Here is a 16,517-nt window from a genome sequence, read left to right on the forward strand (position 1 = left end):
AAACAGCATGTTATCCGACCACACCTTAATGCGACAGAACCGTATTATCTGGCCGGTGGTGAAAAGTTTGCCGTTGTTTCTTCATATGGTATAATTGAAATACCAAATGGGAGGGCTAGTTATGACGATGAAAGTATTTTCTCCAGACGTTACCAAAATGAACCAGCACTGCCTATGGCAGGTCGCGGGTCTGGATAATGACGGTATTGCGTTGATGGACAAAATCAATCACGGTCTCGATGGTAAAGTCGCTAAGCACATTTCTGAATGGGCTAAAATCACGCCGACCGAACTGCGAAAAATGTCCGGTATCCCGAATACAACGTTTAACCGCAGCATTAAAGACCGTTTCACAGCGGATCAGAGCGAACGTCTGGTGCGCATTATCCGAGTCATTGAACGTGCTGTAGAGCTGTTCGAAGGTGACAAAGAAGCTGCACACAAATGGATGAACGAAGCGAACCGAGGATTGAGCTGGAAAACCCCGGCAGAAGTTGTTTCTTCTGAAACCGGTGCGCTCGAAGTCATGCGCCTGATTACGCGCATTGAGCATGGGGTATATTCGTGATCCTTTACCGGATGACCAAGACTCGTTACCTGATGACAGCATGGTCAGGTCTGGGTGCAAAAGAGGCGGGAGGCCGCTGGAACAGCGTAGGCACTGCAATGGTCTATCTGTCCGAAACGGCCTCCCTGACTATGCTTGAAACGCTGGTTCACATCCATGCGCCGCAGCTGATGGACGACTTTACACTGTTGAGCATTGATGTACCGGATGAACAGATCCAGACCTTTAACCTGAAACTGCTCCCTCCTGATTGGGCTAGTGAGGATGCGCTTGCTGAACTCGCGCTTTACGGCGATAACTGGGCAGAAAGCGGTTCGTCCATCGCGCTGCGTATTCCAAGCGCGTTGTCTCCGGTGGAATTTAACTACCTGCTGAATCCGGCTCACCCGGATCTATTTGACCTGATGAAAACCGTTAAGAAAATCCCGTACCGGTTTGATACCCGTCTGAAATAAAATCAGGCGTTAACTATCACTGTTAATGCGAGATATTTTTGTGCTCAAGATAGCAAAAATCTATAAAGTTATTATCTCTGCTGTTGCATTATTTTACTTTGTTTACTGGGGACTTGATCCGGTTCTATCGCATTAAGGTGTGGTCGGATAACATGCTGTTTTTTTATAATGTTGTCTGACTATGTCACTGACCCGAAAAGCCTTCAAACGCCTGCATTACCCCATTAATGTTATCGCGCAATGTGTACGCTGGTACCTCGCCATTTGATTGAGCAAGACCATCGGAACATCAAACGACGGATTCGACCGATGCTGGGATTCAAATCCTTTCAACGGGCCCAGACCCTGCTAGCAGGCATTGAGCTTATACAGATGATACGTAAAGGACAACTTCATCATCCTGCTGGCGACGGATTGTCACCGGCAGAACAATTTTATCTGTTGGCTGCCTAAATAACCTGCAGCCCCACTTTGGCTAACTTCTCTACGCTAATGCGACAGAACCGGCACAAGTGCTTATCCTACAATATCATGATATATATGTATTTTATCGCTTTGCCTTATATGGTGTACGACCTTTCGCAAAGACCTTGGATTTTGACCCCAGCTTAAGCTGGGGTTTTTCATTTATACGACGAGAGCATAGAAAAGTGTAGGGCATTATTCTCAATATTATACTTCGGCAAGTTTTTTATTAACTGTGGCCTCTGCGGGTTGGTTTATATAACGTCTGAATATCTTTCTTACCAGGTATATAGGGCCTACACCCAGAATAGAATAAACGACTTTAATTATAAATTGGGCAATAATCATTTCCTTTATGATATCGATACCGAGAACACCATAAAAAGCAATTGAACAGAATATTATACTGTCGAATGCTGAGGCGATGACAGTACTGGTTATCACTCTGAGGAAAAGATACTTTGAATTTGTGAGAGATTTTATTTTGCAAAGAAGATACGAATTTATGTTCTCAGAGATAAAATAAGCAAGAGATGATGCCAGTAATACCGAGACGATACTATTAATTATGCCGCTATAAGTTGCACCAAACTCCCATCCGGGAACACCCGGCATCAGTGCAGTTGCCCAAAGCCCCAGAACAAACAGTAAGTTCGCTGCAAAGGAGATAATAATCGTTCTTCTTGCCAGGCGTAACCCATAGAATTCGTTTAGAATATCGACCAGAAGGAAAGTGATTGGGTAAATAAAAACGCCGGGCGGAGTGACGATATTAATAATAGGGATATGTATGGGCTTCACGCCACATATTGTGGAGAAAATATAAATAACACTGAGTGCGACACTGATGAGCAAATACGCTTGCCATGAACGCTCATGACGATCCCCGAGTTCATAAGCTGTGACAATGTTGCTGTGGCTGTATAATTTTCGATATAGCGTACTGAGTTCATGCCTGCTCAAATCTTCTGAAATATCACTATCGACCAGCTCTTTCAGCCCCATAGTAATGGTTTTGCCCGTCGCAAGTACCATGATATTTGCTGATAATTTACCGTACCTTGTAAATCCCAATAACTTAAATTTCTGGTTTGCGGTCATTTATAGCCTTTCTCCTACGATATACCCTAAAAATTGAGCGTATTTAGGGTATCTTCTGTCTATGTTGTCATCATCTTTCTCTTGTCGGATAAAGAACCCGATGTCTTTAGAGTAGTACAGTAATGGGGTGTTAGTGACTAACGCGGGAGGGCGTTTTATGATGATCACCTCACCGGGTATAAAGGTATCCCCTATTTCCGATTCGACTTTAATCGCTAGCATATTTGATTCATCGCCAAAGAAATAGGTCAGCGGGTACTCGGTAACAAGCTGGCCTATTTTTTTCCCGGAAACAGATAAAAATTCAGATTGTGGAATGATGGGGATGGCTGACGGATTTTTATTACCTTCAGTTGAAAGCGTTTCATTGAGACGTTCTAGTTGTTCAAGGTCATAATTTTCTATTTCTTCACAGGAAACACCAAAAAAATCGGAGATCCGGAGGACGGTAGATTGTTGAACGTTATTAACTTGCCCCTCCAGAATTTTATAAATGGTCGTACGGGTTAATCCTGTTCGATTGGAAAAGGAACTCTTGGTTTCGCCACGGGTACGTATCAAATACTCTATATTCTTAATGATATTTGTTTTTCGCTGTGCATTAGACGTTTTCATAAAAATCCTTTATGTAAAAATGACTGCATAACTATATATTACTCAATGATATTGTCCAGTATGAGAAAGCCACTCATTGTAATAGTTTATTGATTTTACTTTAATATGTTATCTTTATGGCTATTTATATTAGCACATCTTGTGTCTGAAAATGCGCATGGAGTTACATTTATATTTTAAAAATAAAAGTTAAATCATAGTATTAAGTTGGATGCATTATAAAGTTTACATAAAAATGAACTTTATGTTTCTTTTTATGTTGACTTTATGGGCTATATTACAATAATGTTAAGTTGTGTTGATGTGTTTTTTGGTAGTTAGATAGCGTCAACCAAAATATTATTCCTATTATAGATCCCTCGGGGAAGAGCTACTTCAACCTTCGAGTTTAAAGACTGGTTATTTCTTTTAGCACTAGGGAACCACTGTAAAATAAGGAAGTGAAATAAACATTAGGACGTAAATTAGTAAATTGATTAAATGGTAACACAGTTAAATCACCAGGAAATGGTAATATAAAAATGCTTGGGAACAGCAATAGATTGAAATTGTGGATGATAGATACAAAGTAGGTCTTTCGATCGAAAATAGCCAGCAGAATATTGGACATTTTGTCAGGGCAGTGTAGATCTGATATTTTTGTATCTATCGTTTTTTTTAAAGCTCTCTATGGAGTTCATCTTGTAAAATAGGGGAATACTGATGTGAATTAATCTACTTATTAAGGATATACTGTATATCCTGGTTAAAAGATGAGTTTTACTCATGTCAATAAGGTGGTTTTATTTTTCTGGCGAATGCTTATTAGTATAGCCAAAAATGTTATTGATGATATTGAATCTACTGTTGCTGAAAACAGAAAAAACAGTGATAAACCTTATTATCGAAATGAAAATATTCATTTTATTTCTCCTCAGGTGAAAAACTATCACCCTCTCTTCTGGTGTAAACAGGTTTGATACTGGAAAACTGTTTACCGGTTATTTCCTATTGAATGAAAATTCTGCTGCGAAGTCGGTATGGTTTGTTGCTGGTTAAAAAAACAGTAAAAATTTTTACTGGTAGAGGATACCTCTTTTGTGGAATGATGTTGCAACCTCGTACAGCTAATAGGGTTTGTAGAGTTATCCACTATTCCTGTGGATAACCTTGTGTATTAGGCTAAGAAAAGTTGCGTAACGCAAGAAAATACGCGGCTTTCATTAAGGTTGATGTTATTCTCGTCTTTGTTTTAATTTTATTTTATATCAATAAGATAACTAAAATCAAGCCTTGTTTGACCGGTGATGACGCCTTGTGTTGTCACCTTTCAGTCGATCATATAAAAAATGAAAAAATCAAGGTGATTTTGGGGATAACGTGGTATTTATTTTGATGTCAACTAATTTTTAATTAATAGGGAAATGGCCCAAATTGAGGCGGTTTTTACAAAACCGACTTGAAGCTGGTTTTTTATCCAGTATTATAGGCGAATTAATGCTAGGAAAGTGAGATATCTATGAGTAAGGTGTTCAAATTACGTTCTGACTTCCAACCTGGTGGTGATCAACCAGAGGCTATTCACCGATTGCAGGAAGGGCTGGAGGACGGGCTTGCCCACCAGACTCTGTTGGGCGTAACGGGGTCAGGTAAAACATTCACTATTGCTAATGTGATAGCGAATTTAAACCGGCCAACAATGGTACTTGCGCCAAACAAAACACTAGCAGCTCAACTTTACAGTGAAATGAAGGCGTTTTTTCCAGAGAATGCGGTGGAGTACTTTGTTTCTTACTACGATTATTATCAACCTGAAGCCTATGTTCCCAGTTCTGATACTTTTATCGAAAAAGATGCTTCCGTAAACGAGCACATTGAACAAATGCGTTTGTCTGCTACGAAGGCTTTGCTGGAGCGGCGGGATGTCATCGTGGTGGCATCTGTATCGGCTATTTATGGTTTGGGTGATCCGGACAGTTACCTGAAAATGATGCTCCACCTGACCAATGGGATGATTATCGATCAACGTTCCATTCTGCGGCGTTTAGCTGAATTGCAATACACCCGTAATGATCAGGCATTTCAGCGGGGGACATTCAGAGTACGCGGTGAAGTGATTGATATCTTCCCGGCTGAATCTGATGAGTATGCCTTGCGTGTTGAATTATTTGATGATGAGGTGGAACGGTTATCCCTGTTTGATCCGCTAACGGGACAGATTGAATATCATGTTCCACGCTATACTGTTTATCCGAAAACTCACTATGTGACTCCTCGTGAGCGTATTATTCAGGCAATGGAAGAGATTAAAGTTGAGCTTGAGGAGCGGCGCAAGGTACTGCTGGCAAACGGTAAATTGCTGGAAGAACAGCGTATTACTCAGCGTACTCAGTTTGATTTGGAAATGATGAATGAATTGGGTTATTGCTCCGGCATTGAAAACTACTCCCGTTACCTCTCCGGACGTGCAGAAGGAGAGCCGCCTCCGACACTGTTTGATTATCTCTCTGCTGATGGTCTGTTAGTGGTGGATGAATCACACGTGACAATCCCGCAAATCGGTGGGATGTACCGAGGGGATCGTTCCCGTAAAGAGACACTGGTGGAATATGGTTTCCGTATGCCTTCCGCATTGGATAACCGTCCGCTGAGATTTGAAGAATTTGAAGCGCTGGCTCCACAGACAATTTATGTTTCGGCTACACCGGGTAAATATGAATTGGAAAAATCCGGTGGGGATGTCGTGGAACAGGTGGTACGTCCTACCGGTTTGCTTGATCCTGAAATAGAAGTTCGCCCAGTCACCACTCAGGTTGATGACTTACTGTCTGAAATCCGCATTCGGGCGGTGAAAAATGAGCGGGTGCTGGTCACTACGCTGACCAAGCGAATGGCGGAGGATTTAACGGAATATTTGGAAGAACACGGTGAGCGGGTTCGCTATTTGCACTCAGATATTGATACTGTCGAACGTGTGGAAATTATTCGGGATCTTCGTTTAGGTGAATTTGATGTTTTAGTGGGGATTAACTTGCTGAGGGAAGGGCTGGACATGCCAGAAGTTTCTCTGGTGGCAATTCTTGATGCTGATAAAGAAGGTTTCCTGCGTTCTGAGCGTTCGTTAATTCAAACTATTGGGCGTGCAGCCCGCAACTTGCAGGGTAAAGCGATTCTTTATGGCGATAAGATCACCGATTCAATGGCGAAAGCGATTGGGGAGACGGAACGCCGTCGTGCTAAACAACAAGTATTTAATCAAGAGCACGGCATTGTTCCAACAGGTTTGAATAAGAAGATCAGTGATATTCTGCAAATTGGTCAGCCTGCGGGTAGCAAAGGGAAGGGCAGAAGTAAGCTGGTGGTTGCGCCGGAAGAATTCAGCAAGCTGTCCGCCAAAGAGCTGGAAAACAAAATCCGCGAGCTGGAAACGAAAATGTACCAGCATGCGCAGGATCTTGAATTCGAGCAGGCGGCGAATGTTCGGGATCAGGTTCAGGCATTGCGTGAGCAATTTATTGCCAATTCTTAATTAACCAAGGTTTTGCAGGGTATTTTCTAACGCCTGATGCAGTAATTCACGGTCGTGGCGATAGGGAATATCCTGTGCTTCCAGTATTTGTTGAGTAATAATCCGGTCGCTAAGTTCGCTGATATCTGTGCAGGGGCCAACAATGACCGCGTTAATCATCCGGCAGCCAATTTTGTTTTCCATTATTTCTAGTTTATCTTTCAGTGTTAACCCAGCGGCGGCGGTACTTAATTCTTTCCCAAGATTACCGATATAAATCATACTGGCGTTGCTGCGGCGTAGTGCTTGGGTTAAATCTTCAAGTAAAAGCAATGGCATCAGACTGGTAAAGAAGCTTCCGGGGCCGATGATAATCAGATCCGCCTGAGTGATGGCCTCCAGCGCTTCTTTTGTCGCTGTAGCGGGAGGGTAAAGCATCAACTCCTGTGGAATACAATGCAACTGATCAATATTGACTTCGCCATAGATGGTATTGCCTTGATCATCCACCGCCATCAGGTCAACGGGTTGCTCAGACATGGGAATAAGATGAGAATTTACTTTCAGCAGGCTGCGGACTAAATTAATCGCTTCAAGTGGTCTGACACTCAAATGATCCAACGCCTTAAGCATCAGATTACCCAGATTATGACCTGCCAGTTCTCCGTTCCCACCGAAACGGTATTCAAACATTGCTGATGCAACGCTGGGCTCGGTAATGAGCTGATTTAAACAATTGCGGGTATCTCCCCAGGCAATCCCGCCTTCGGAGCGCCGGATCCTGCCGGTTGAGCCGCCATTATCTGTTGTGGTGACAATACCGGTCAGGCGGGAGCCTAATGATGAAAGAGAGGACATAACGCGCCCAAGGCCATGACCTCCACCGAGGGCAACTACTCGATCTAAATCGGCTAATGTGCGGTTTCGCATAGAATTCCTGTTGCTGACTGAACTTATATTTACCGAGTAATTTTAGCGTAATTTATTATAAAACACGATTAACCGAAAAAGTGCCGTGATTTGGCGCAATATTTTAATTAATCAACACTAATAGAACTGTCTGCTATTTGTTCTCGTACTGGCTAAGTCATTGTATATTAAATTATATAACGAAAGTGGATGTTCGCATTTTTCTTGCTTAAGCGCTAGAATTGACATTGAGAATGTCGTTTTGCATTAAACCATAGATATTGAAATTAACTCCTAGCCTCTGCGTCTAAGTCACCGTTTTACACAGCGATATGATGCTTTGGCCGTGGCCACTGAGTCACCAGGATGTAGGGTAGAAATGCCCACGTCTCCCATATTTGGAAAGGTGTTATTGTGGAACAACTCGTAGATGCTTTTGCCCGAAAATTTTATTATTTGAGACTGTCTATTACCGATGTCTGTAATTTCCGGTGTACGTATTGCTTGCCGGATGGTTATAAACCCCGTGGGCATCACGCCTTTTTGACATTACCTGAAATCCGTCTTGTTGGCCGGGCGTTTGCCGATCTGGGTACAGAGAAAATCCGTTTAACAGGGGGTGAACCGACCATGCGCCGTGATTTCACGGATATCATTTCTGTCATCCGTGAAAATAAGTTAATCAGAACCCTTGCGGTAACGACCAATGGTTATCGGATGGAACAGAATGTTGCCGGGTGGAAAGAGGCGGGTTTAACTGCGGTGAATGTCAGTATGGATTCGCTTGATCCCCGTCAGTTTCATGCGATTACCGGACAAGACAAATTCTTTCAGGTGATGCGTGGTATTGATGCGGCATTTGAAGCGGGCTTCCGTAAAGTGAAAGTCAACGTGGTGCTGATGAAAAACGTCAATGACATCAGCCTGCCAGCTTTTTTGCATTGGATAAAAGATCGCCCTATCCAGTTAAGATTTATTGAATTGATGGAAACCGGTGATGGTGGCGAAATGTTTCGCAAATACCACATTTCTGGCGAAACTATCCGGGAACGCTTGCTGCACGATGGCTGGTATCAGCTTCAACGCTCACGCAGTGATGGCCCGGCACAGGTTTTTAGCCATCCTGATTATCAGGGGGAAATCGGTCTGATTATGCCTTATGAGAAAGATTTCTGCCGAAGCTGTAATCGCTTGCGTGTTTCCGCAATAGGTCATCTTCACTTATGCCTGTTTGGTGAACAGGGGATACCACTGCGTGATTTGTTATCGAGTGAAGAGCAACTCGATGATTTAAAATTGCGTATTCAAGGGGGACTGCGCCATAAACGGGAAACTCATTTCCTTCATCAGGGCGACAGCGGAATCACCCCAAATCTTTCTGTCATCGGCGGTTAATTTACTGCCGGGTATTGTTGTTTTTTCAGGAGCAAAGAATGTCTCAATTGACCCACATTAATTCTACTGGTGAAGCCCATATGGTTGATATCTCTGCTAAAGCCGAAACAGAGCGTGAGGCGCGGGCAGAGGCGTTTATTGAAATGACGCCGGAAACACTGGCAATGATTATTGACGGCAGCCATCACAAGGGGGATGTGTTTGCAACAGCCCGGATTGCGGGGATCCAGGCGGCGAAGCGCACATGGGAATTAATTCCGCTTTGTCATCCATTACAGCTAACGAAAGTCGAAATTCAGTTGGCAGCGCAGACAGAATATAACCGGGTGAGGATTGAATCTTGTTGCCGTCTGACAGGAAGAACTGGCGTTGAAATGGAGGCATTGACAGCGGCATCCGTCGCGGCGCTGACGATTTATGATATGTGTAAAGCTGTACAGAAGGATATGGTCATCGGGCCAGTTCGTCTGCTGGAGAAACGGGGCGGGCGATTAGGGCATTTTAAGGTGGAATAATGATTAAAGTACTCTTTTTTGCTCAAGTACGTGAGCTGGTAGGGACTGATTCACTGGAGCTGGATAATAATTATCCAACCGTTGATGGTTTGAGAAAAGCATTAATATCACAAGGTGAGCGTTGGGCTATGGCGCTGGAAGATGGAAAACTCCTGTCAGCAGTCAACCAAACTTTTGTTCATGGCGGGCATCCATTACAGGATGGTGATGAAGTGGCTTTTTTCCCACCGGTGACTGGGGGGTGATCAATGGAAAACACGCGTATTCTTGTTGGCCCGGAAAATTTCAGTGTAGGGGATGAATACCAATGGCTTTCTCAATGTGATGAGGATGGGGCTGTCGTCACTTTCACAGGCAAAGTTCGTCATCATAATCTGGGTGACCGAGTGAGTGTACTGAGACTGGAACACTATCCCGGAATGACGGAAAAAGCGTTACAAAATATTGTTGCTAAAGCACGGGATCGCTGGTCATTGCAACGTATTAGCGTTATCCACCGGATTGGTACGCTTTACCCTGGTGATGAAATTGTGTTTGTTGGCGTGACAAGCGCTCATCGTCATATGGCTTTTGAAGCTGCTGAATTTATTATGGATTATTTGAAAACAAAGGCACCTTTCTGGAAAAAAGAGTCCTTGTCTAATGGTGAACGTTGGGTTGAATCCCGCGAGAGCGATCAAGAAGCCGCGAGACGCTGGTTATGAAGCATTTTCTATTTCTGCGAAACGCTTCGAAAACTGATCAGATAGATGAACTGCTGTACAAGTAATTATTGAATGGTTAATTGTTTTGATTATATTCTGTGATAATGTATAAAACTTGAGTGGGTTGTTGATATTAAAACAGCCCGAATTTTTAAACACTGTCATAGAAGGTAAGCGCCATGGATCGTTATCCACGCTCAAATGGTTCTATAATCCAGCAGGCTGGGACCGGCTTGCAAACTTATATGGCCCAAGTTTATGGTTGGATGACTTGTGGCCTGTTGTTAACAGCATTTGTGGCTTGGTATGCGTCACAAAGTCAGGTTGTTGTTACATTTATTTTCTCAAACTCAATTGTTTTCTATGGGCTGATTATTGCTCAATTGGGGCTGGTTTTCGTTCTTTCTGGTTTGATTAACCGTATGAACGGTTCATTAGCGACAGGGTTGTTTATGCTGTATTCAGCTCTGACCGGGCTGACGCTTTCCAGTATTTTCATCGTATATACCGGTGGTTCCATTGCCACCACTTTTGTCGTGACTGCGGGCATGTTTGGTGCGTTGAGCGTTTACGGCTATACCACCAAGCGTAGTCTGAGTGGCCTTGGCAGCTTCCTGTTTATGGGGCTTATTGGCATCATTCTGGCTTCTCTGGTTAACTATTGGTTGAAGAGTGAAACGTTGATGTGGGCGATAACCTACATTGGTGTGGTTGTTTTTGCGGGTCTGACCGCTTACGACACTCAGAAACTGAAAGAGATGGGTGAAGATCTGGATGTGAATGATAAAGAGAGTCTGCGTAAATTCTCTATTGTCGGCGCACTGACCCTGTATCTGGACTTCATTAATATGTTCTTGATGCTGCTGCGTATTTTTGGCGATCGCCGTTAATTGATATTTTCAGTGTAGTTAAAATAACTTTGGCTACACTGATGCTCATTCTTATATGACGAAACTTATACCTGTATCTATTGGTCAGAATAAAAAGACCACAACCGTATCTTTATTGATTGAGCCAATTACTCATATCAAGAAGACTATTCGTGGAAAAATGAGTTACCATTATTATTGGAATAATAGAACCAAGGAAGTCATTTTCGGCTCAGGAACATTGAAAACAAAAGAATTTATGTTTTCAGTCGCTCATATATTAAGATATAAAGAGCCTACAGAACAGATACGGAATAGAGATATACAGTTAGGTGATTCTGTTGGTGTGTTGTTTAATAAGAAATCTTCATTGCTATTATTTGGTTCAGTAGTCGGTGTAGATTTGGGTGTTAAGAATGAAAATTATTTTCATATCTTACCTCATCATAATGATTTTCCCTTTGGGAAAGGAAAATTCATTAAAATAAAGAATGAAAAAGATAAAATTTATATTTTAAGTGATGGAGTTAATGAAAGATATGAGTATTTGGCGACTAAAAATAAGATATATGCTAAATATCAGTATCAACTTGATTGGGCTGAAATAATTTTATCTAGAGTAAAAGTGGGAAAGTTTATTCGAGAATATATAGTAAATAGAGCGTTACCTATTGGTGAATTGGCGTTTGTAGATTGTCATAAGATGTTATTTGGCAATATATACAGTTGGGCCGGTCAATATAGAAAAGATGTTATTGTAGTCGGTGATAGAGAGAGGCCAACTATGGAGCATTGTTATGTATCGCAATCAATGAAAGCTTGTTTACGAACATGTAATCGTAATGAGATGGATAAAATATTAACAAAACGTGAACTTGTAGCCAAGTTGGTTATTATCCATAGAGAATTAGCATGGATACATCCATTCCAAGATGGGAATGGTAGAACTATTAGATTGTATTTACAAATATTATGTTTATCTAAGGGATTTGATTTTAACTCAGAAATACTGGATAGTTCTGTAAAAAACAAACGTATTTATCATTATGCAGTAAGAAGAGCTATTGATGGAAAGAGTAGAAATCTAACCGCCTTATTTAACAAGGCAGTTAGTGAGATTAGTTGATTTTCGTCAGGAATTGAGCTGCTTTGCTCATTTTCTTCCATGATTCATCACTGACTTTATTACCTTCGAGAGAAAAAGATGCGCGCAAAGAACGACAAATCCGTTCTTCCAGGTTAGCATCAGAGATATGTTTGGTTGTATTTTCCTTATCCCTAATTTGTATGGCAATTTGTGAGTGTGATTTTTTCATAATCTTACCCTAATCAAGAGTCGTATTGCCGATATTATACACATTTTTTCTTTCTGGATATAACGACTTTTCATATAAGTTTATACATGTGTATTATCACATCAGGCAATTTTCCGCCGGAACAACCAATAGGCAAGATTACCGGTTGTAACAGTGATTGCCAGAAGGGGCCACAGGCTTCTCCAGATAACAGCGAAATCGGCATCTTTGAGATAAATCTGCTTGGTTATGTCATTAAAATGCCAGATAGGATTAACCCAGGTGAGATCTTGTAACCATCCAGGCATATTTTCAACCGGAGAAATATAACCGGAGATTAAGATGGCGGGCATAATAAAGACAAATACGCCAATAAACGCCTGTTGCTGAGTGTAACAAAGAGAAGAGATTAACAAGCCAAATCCCACCAGCGATAAGCTGTATATCAACATGGATAAATAGAACAGCGGTAGTGAGCCGGAAAATGGGATTTGATAGCAAAAGATACCAATAGCCAGTACTAAAGTTGCCTGAAAAGTAGCCACGACTACAGCAGGAACCGCTTTGCCAATGAAGATCTGCCAGGTGGTCATGGGTGAAACCAGTAACTGGTCCAGCGTTCCTTGCTCTCTTTCCCGGGCAATTGACAATGCAGTGACCGTTAATATCCCAACCGTGGTAATCAGTGCAACCAGAGAAGGCACGACAAACCATTTATAATCCAGATTGGGGTTATACCAGTTGCGGATCACTAATTCACTGTTATTGGCTTTCGGTATATTACCCATGAGCTCTTGTTGATAGTTCAGGACAATTTCCTGGATATAGCCGGCAGCAATTTGAGCACTGTTAGAATTACGGCCATCCAGCAGTACTTGAAGAGAAACGGGATCACGGCTGGCAATTTTAGCACTGAAATCTTGTGGGAAACGAACCAGCAGTAAGGCTTTTTGGTGATCGATTATTGGTTGTATTTCTTGTGAATGGGTCAACAATATCACGTCAGGAAATGCTTTTGATTTTGCCAGCCGTTGCGTCAGCTCGATAGAAGCTTGGCCTTTGTCCTCATCAAAAATAGCAATAGTAGCGTTAGTGACATCAAGCGTTGCTGATAGTGGAAATAGGATCATTTGAAAGATAACCGGCATAACCAATATGGCCCGTGTCTGTGGATCTCTGAGCAGAGACTGTAATTCTTTAATAATCAGTGTGTAAAGACGATAAAACATGGTAATTCCTTCTTAATCCAGGCGCCGTGGGGTTTTCCATGCCGTCAGACCAATAAACAAAATCGCGGAAGCAATCAGCAGTAACAGGTTTACCATCAATACCGTACCGATATTTCCAGCCAGAAAGAGCGTGTGTAGACTACTGACAAAATAACGGGCAGGAATGAAATAGGTCACTGCCTGAATAAACGCAGGCATACTGTTTATTTCAAAAATAAAGCCGGAAAGCATAATTGCAGGCAGAAAGGCGACATTCAACGCTATCATTGCCGCATTAAATTGGTTGCGTGTCACTGTGGAGATTAACAGCCCGATACCAAGGGCCGTAGCCAGGTAGAGACTGGTGATCGCAGACAATATCCATAGCGAGCCTCGATAGGGGACATCCAGCACAAATACAGCCACCAGCATACAGAGCGTCATGGCGAGCGATCCAAGCACTTGATAGGGCAAAAGCTTGGAAAGCAGTAATTCGGTGCGGGTAATTTGGGTGGAAAGTAGAGCTTCCATCGTACCGCGCTCCCATTCGCGAGCAACAACCAATGATGTCAGGATTGCCCCAACGACGGTGATGATAATGGTTATTGCGCCAGGAATGATGAAATGCTGGCTGATGGTTGCCGGATTGAACCAGTAACGGACTTGCATATCAATTAATGGATTAGCCGAGTTTCCCTGATCCTGCCCCCTTTGTTGCAACCAAATCTGCCATACTCCTTTGGCATAACTTTGCACAAAGCTTGCGGTATTCGGTTCACTGCCGTCAGTAATGACTTGAATTTGCGCTTTACCATCAGAGCGGGCAAGTTGAGCATCGAAATTTACAGGAATGACAATCAGCCCACGTATTTCGCCTGATTGCATCATATTAATTAATTGCTGACGGTTATCGCTGATTTTAGGCTCAATATAGGGCGAACCGGCAAAAGCCTGTATTAACTCGCGGGCATCTTCACTTTGTTGCTCCGCCAGAATACCAATGCGGACGGTGCTGGAATCGAGATTAATGCCATATCCGAAAATAAACAGCAGAATCAGTGGAATGACAATAGAAATTAACCCGCTGGTGGGATCACGTAAGATCTGTTTTGTCTCTTTGATACAAAGTGCTTTCAGTCGCCACCAGGAGAAGTGGACAGCCTTTTGTGGAGCATGTTGCTTTGGATTGCTCATTGCGGCTCCTCATCGTAATTAACGACCAAATCAATAAATGCCTGTTCCATCGATGGATCAGGGTTTTCATCGGTAGCGACCAACTGTTTCAAATCGTCCGGTGTGCCGGCAGCAATCAGTTTACCGCGAAATACCAGCCCTATCCGGTCACAATATTCTGCTTCATCCATAAAGTGGGTGGTCACCATAACGGTGACGCCTTTATCTACCATGCCATTGATATGTAACCAGAATTCACGTCGTATTTGCGGATCGACACCCGAAGTCGGTTCGTCCAGAAACAGAATATCCGGTTCATGCATCAGTGAGCAGGAAAGAGCAAGGCGTTGTTTATATCCCAATGGCAATTCGTCGGTTGTCTGACGTAAAACAGATTTGAGATTGAAGGCTTCGACCATCCCGTCAATTTTCGCTTTTTGTTTGCGCCCTTGCAGGCCATAAATGCCTGAAAAGAATTTCAGGTTCTGTTCAACTGTCAAGTTACCGTACAGTGAAAATTTTTGCGCCATATAACCCAGATGCTGACGGGCTTTGCCGGAACTGGTCTTCAAATCCATCCCCAATACCAGCGCTTTACCCCCAGTCGGCACCATGAGTCCGCACATCATTTTGAACGTCGTGGATTTACCAGCTCCGTTCGGGCCTAGCAGGCCAAAAATTTCTCCGCGTTTCACCTGAAAATCAACATGATCAGTGGCCGCAAAATCACCAAATTTCTTGGTTAAATCCTGTGCTTCAATCACCGTTTCTGTAGGGTTAGCTGCAATCTGTGGCATGATTTCTGCCAGTTCCGAGTGGCGGGCAGGATCACCGCCAAGTAAATCAATAAAAGCATCTTCAAAGCGAGGGGCCGCTTTAATGATTTCAGCATCAGGCAGTGCAAGCTGATTAAGCAGCTCTTGCGGCGAGACATCAGGTTTAAGAATAAGCCGAACATATTTTCCCTGAATCACGCCATCGGTCACCTGTGGCAAAGTCAGGGCGCGTTGCAGCGTTTTTCTGCGGGAATTCTGTTTGGCACCAAGCAGGAAAGAACGTCCGGACATCGTTTGGGTCAGTTTCTGTGGTTGCCCGCTATAAAGCAACTTTCCCTGGTTGAGTAACAGGACCTCGCGGCACCGTTCAGCTTCATCCAGATAGGAAGTACTCCAGAGGATCAGCATGCCATCATCTGCCAGCTCGTGAACCATCCGCCAGAGTTCGCGGCGGGCTATCGGGTCAACGCCAACTCCGGGTTCGTCCAGTAGCAGCACTTTGGGCTTGCCGAGCAGAGTACAGGCCAGCCCCAGTTTTTGCTTCATGCCGCCTGAAAGCTTGCCCGCCAGTCGTCCGGTAAAATGGGTCAGGTCAGTAAAAGTGAGTAATTGCTCATAGGTTTTTTTACGTTCATCACCCAATACACCGCGCAAATCCGCATACAGATTCAGGTTTTCTAAAACCGTCAAATCTTCATACAGGCCAAATTTCTGGGGCATATAGCCCAGTTCAAAGCGGACTTGTACACCATGTTTAATCGGATCAAGCCCCATGATTTCAATAGAACCACTATCTGGTTTCAGTAAACCCGCCAACATGCGTATCAGCGTGGTTTTTCCTGCCCCATCCGGCCCCACAAGCCCAGTAACAGAGCCACCGTAGATCTCTGCGGTCAAGCTGGATACCGCAGGATTACTCAGGCCAGGAAAAGTCTTCTCTACTTTTTCTAACCTTATCGTATATGCAGAGCTGTTCATCACA

General features: G+C 43.1%; 17 protein-coding genes, 1 pseudogene and 1 riboswitch. Of the genes and pseudogenes, 11 read left to right on the forward strand and 7 right to left on the reverse strand.

The annotated features are described in order from the left end of the window. Window positions 1-127 precede the first annotated feature (127 nt). The 3 genes and pseudogenes from parS to C5471_RS01075 all read left to right on the forward strand — a co-directional run. Complete coding sequence (gene parS, locus C5471_RS01065) at window positions 128-568, forward strand: type II RES/Xre toxin-antitoxin system antitoxin (protein WP_422630896.1); 441 nt, start codon at window positions 128-130, stop codon at window positions 566-568. After that, window positions 565-1,023 carry a type II RES/Xre toxin-antitoxin system toxin gene (locus C5471_RS01070; protein ID WP_133815085.1) on the forward strand — a complete coding sequence of 153 codons (459 nt, stop codon included), beginning with the start codon at window positions 565-567 and terminating at the stop codon, window positions 1,021-1,023. Before parS ends, C5471_RS01070 begins: the two co-directional genes overlap by 4 nt. Before the next feature lie 261 nt (window positions 1,024-1,284). Next, window positions 1,285-1,476, forward strand: a pseudogene (locus tag C5471_RS01075) (DDE-type integrase/transposase/recombinase); the annotation flags it as partial. Window positions 1,477-1,695: 219 nt separating this feature from the next. On the opposite strand, the gene C5471_RS01080 reads toward C5471_RS01075, so the two are convergent. Together C5471_RS01080 and C5471_RS01085 are read right to left on the reverse strand one after the other, a co-directional pair. Then, a complete protein-coding gene (locus tag C5471_RS01080; protein WP_133815084.1) occupies window positions 1,696-2,589 on the reverse strand; it encodes a queuosine precursor transporter in 894 nt (297 codons plus the stop codon). Continuing rightward, entirely contained in the window at window positions 2,590-3,204 is a 615-nt protein-coding gene (locus C5471_RS01085) for a helix-turn-helix domain-containing protein (RefSeq protein ID WP_133815083.1), read from the reverse strand. Window positions 3,205-3,956: 752 nt separating this feature from the next. On the opposite strand from C5471_RS01085, the gene C5471_RS01090 reads away from it, so the two are divergent. Further along, window positions 3,957-4,163: a hypothetical protein gene (locus tag C5471_RS01090; RefSeq protein WP_133815082.1), complete on the forward strand. Its 207-nt coding sequence runs from the start codon at window positions 3,957-3,959 to the stop codon at window positions 4,161-4,163. Between the two features lie 539 nt (window positions 4,164-4,702). After that, a complete protein-coding gene (gene uvrB, locus C5471_RS01095) occupies window positions 4,703-6,712 on the forward strand; it encodes an excinuclease ABC subunit UvrB (protein WP_133815081.1) in 2,010 nt (669 codons plus the stop codon). Here the strand turns inward: uvrB and yvcK are convergent, their stop codons facing one another. Then, on the reverse strand, window positions 6,713-7,621 hold the full coding sequence (gene yvcK / locus C5471_RS01100) for a uridine diphosphate-N-acetylglucosamine-binding protein YvcK (protein ID WP_133815080.1): 909 nt from the start codon (window positions 7,619-7,621) through the stop codon (window positions 6,713-6,715). Between the two features lie 258 nt (window positions 7,622-7,879). Next, a riboswitch (molybdenum cofactor riboswitch) is annotated at window positions 7,880-8,025 on the forward strand. Here yvcK and moaA point away from each other — a divergent pair. The 6 genes from moaA to C5471_RS01130 all read left to right on the forward strand — a co-directional run bounded on the left by moaA (window position 8,012) and on the right by C5471_RS01130 (window position 12,209). Continuing rightward, on the forward strand, window positions 8,012-8,995 hold the full coding sequence (gene moaA, locus C5471_RS01105) for a GTP 3',8-cyclase MoaA (RefSeq protein WP_208862189.1): 984 nt from the start codon (window positions 8,012-8,014) through the stop codon (window positions 8,993-8,995). It overlaps the preceding riboswitch by 14 nt. Before the next feature lie 38 nt (window positions 8,996-9,033). After that, window positions 9,034-9,510 (forward strand): cyclic pyranopterin monophosphate synthase MoaC, encoded by a 477-nt coding sequence (gene moaC, locus C5471_RS01110; RefSeq protein WP_133815078.1) that lies wholly within the window; start codon window positions 9,034-9,036, stop codon window positions 9,508-9,510. After that, the gene (gene moaD, locus C5471_RS01115; protein WP_133815077.1) at window positions 9,510-9,755 is read left to right on the forward strand and encodes a molybdopterin synthase sulfur carrier subunit; all 246 of its coding nucleotides are present in this window, start codon (window positions 9,510-9,512) and stop codon (window positions 9,753-9,755) included. Before moaC ends, moaD begins: the two co-directional genes overlap by 1 nt. A 3-nt stretch (window positions 9,756-9,758) precedes the next feature. Further along, window positions 9,759-10,214 (forward strand): molybdopterin synthase catalytic subunit MoaE, encoded by a 456-nt coding sequence (gene moaE / locus C5471_RS01120; protein ID WP_133815076.1) that lies wholly within the window; start codon window positions 9,759-9,761, stop codon window positions 10,212-10,214. A gap of 179 nt (window positions 10,215-10,393) precedes the next feature. Beyond that, a complete protein-coding gene (locus C5471_RS01125; RefSeq protein ID WP_133815075.1) occupies window positions 10,394-11,104 on the forward strand; it encodes a Bax inhibitor-1/YccA family protein in 711 nt (236 codons plus the stop codon). A gap of 55 nt (window positions 11,105-11,159) precedes the next feature. Next, complete coding sequence (locus C5471_RS01130; protein ID WP_133815074.1) at window positions 11,160-12,209, forward strand: Fic family protein; 1,050 nt, start codon at window positions 11,160-11,162, stop codon at window positions 12,207-12,209. Here C5471_RS01130 and C5471_RS01135 read toward each other — a convergent pair. The 4 genes from C5471_RS01135 to C5471_RS01150 all read right to left on the reverse strand — a co-directional run bounded on the left by C5471_RS01135 (window position 12,202) and on the right by C5471_RS01150 (window position 16,513). After that, window positions 12,202-12,399 (reverse strand): hypothetical protein, encoded by a 198-nt coding sequence (locus C5471_RS01135; protein ID WP_133815073.1) that lies wholly within the window; start codon window positions 12,397-12,399, stop codon window positions 12,202-12,204. The two genes, C5471_RS01130 and C5471_RS01135, sit on opposite strands and share 8 nt — an antisense overlap. A 101-nt stretch (window positions 12,400-12,500) precedes the next feature. Next, window positions 12,501-13,607: an ABC transporter permease gene (locus tag C5471_RS01140; RefSeq protein ID WP_133815072.1), complete on the reverse strand. Its 1,107-nt coding sequence runs from the start codon at window positions 13,605-13,607 to the stop codon at window positions 12,501-12,503. A 12-nt stretch (window positions 13,608-13,619) separates the two neighbouring features. Next, the gene (locus C5471_RS01145) at window positions 13,620-14,780 is read right to left on the reverse strand and encodes an ABC transporter permease (protein WP_133815071.1); all 1,161 of its coding nucleotides are present in this window, start codon (window positions 14,778-14,780) and stop codon (window positions 13,620-13,622) included. After that, window positions 14,777-16,513, reverse strand: coding sequence for an ATP-binding cassette domain-containing protein (locus C5471_RS01150; protein WP_133815070.1), 1,737 nt, complete (start codon window positions 16,511-16,513; stop codon window positions 14,777-14,779). Before C5471_RS01150 ends, C5471_RS01145 begins: the two co-directional genes overlap by 4 nt. Window positions 16,514-16,517 lie beyond the last annotated feature (4 nt).

The sequence above is a fragment of the Photorhabdus tasmaniensis genome, from assembly GCF_011189505.1.
GTDB classification, from domain to species: domain Bacteria; phylum Pseudomonadota; class Gammaproteobacteria; order Enterobacterales; family Enterobacteriaceae; genus Photorhabdus; species Photorhabdus tasmaniensis.

Coding starts and splice junctions, on each gene's coding strand:
- C5471_RS01090 (WP_133815082.1), top strand. CDS start 3,957: ATGAGTTTTACTCATGTCAATAAGGTGGTTTTATTTTTCTGGCGAATG.
- C5471_RS01085 (WP_133815083.1), bottom strand. CDS start 3,204: ATGAAAACGTCTAATGCACAGCGAAAAACAAATATCATTAAGAATATA.
- C5471_RS01080 (WP_133815084.1), bottom strand. CDS start 2,589: ATGACCGCAAACCAGAAATTTAAGTTATTGGGATTTACAAGGTACGGT.
- C5471_RS01145 (WP_133815071.1), bottom strand. CDS start 14,780: ATGAGCAATCCAAAGCAACATGCTCCACAAAAGGCTGTCCACTTCTCC.
- moaC (WP_133815078.1), top strand. CDS start 9,034: ATGTCTCAATTGACCCACATTAATTCTACTGGTGAAGCCCATATGGTT.
- C5471_RS01130 (WP_133815074.1), top strand. CDS start 11,160: ATGACGAAACTTATACCTGTATCTATTGGTCAGAATAAAAAGACCACA.
- yvcK (WP_133815080.1), bottom strand. CDS start 7,621: ATGCGAAACCGCACATTAGCCGATTTAGATCGAGTAGTTGCCCTCGGT.
- parS (WP_422630896.1), top strand. CDS start 128: ATGAAAGTATTTTCTCCAGACGTTACCAAAATGAACCAGCACTGCCTA.
- moaE (WP_133815076.1), top strand. CDS start 9,759: ATGGAAAACACGCGTATTCTTGTTGGCCCGGAAAATTTCAGTGTAGGG.
- C5471_RS01135 (WP_133815073.1), bottom strand. CDS start 12,399: ATGAAAAAATCACACTCACAAATTGCCATACAAATTAGGGATAAGGAA.
- moaD (WP_133815077.1), top strand. CDS start 9,510: ATGATTAAAGTACTCTTTTTTGCTCAAGTACGTGAGCTGGTAGGGACT.
- uvrB (WP_133815081.1), top strand. CDS start 4,703: ATGAGTAAGGTGTTCAAATTACGTTCTGACTTCCAACCTGGTGGTGAT.
- C5471_RS01140 (WP_133815072.1), bottom strand. CDS start 13,607: ATGTTTTATCGTCTTTACACACTGATTATTAAAGAATTACAGTCTCTG.
- C5471_RS01125 (WP_133815075.1), top strand. CDS start 10,394: ATGGATCGTTATCCACGCTCAAATGGTTCTATAATCCAGCAGGCTGGG.
- C5471_RS01150 (WP_133815070.1), bottom strand. CDS start 16,513: ATGAACAGCTCTGCATATACGATAAGGTTAGAAAAAGTAGAGAAGACT.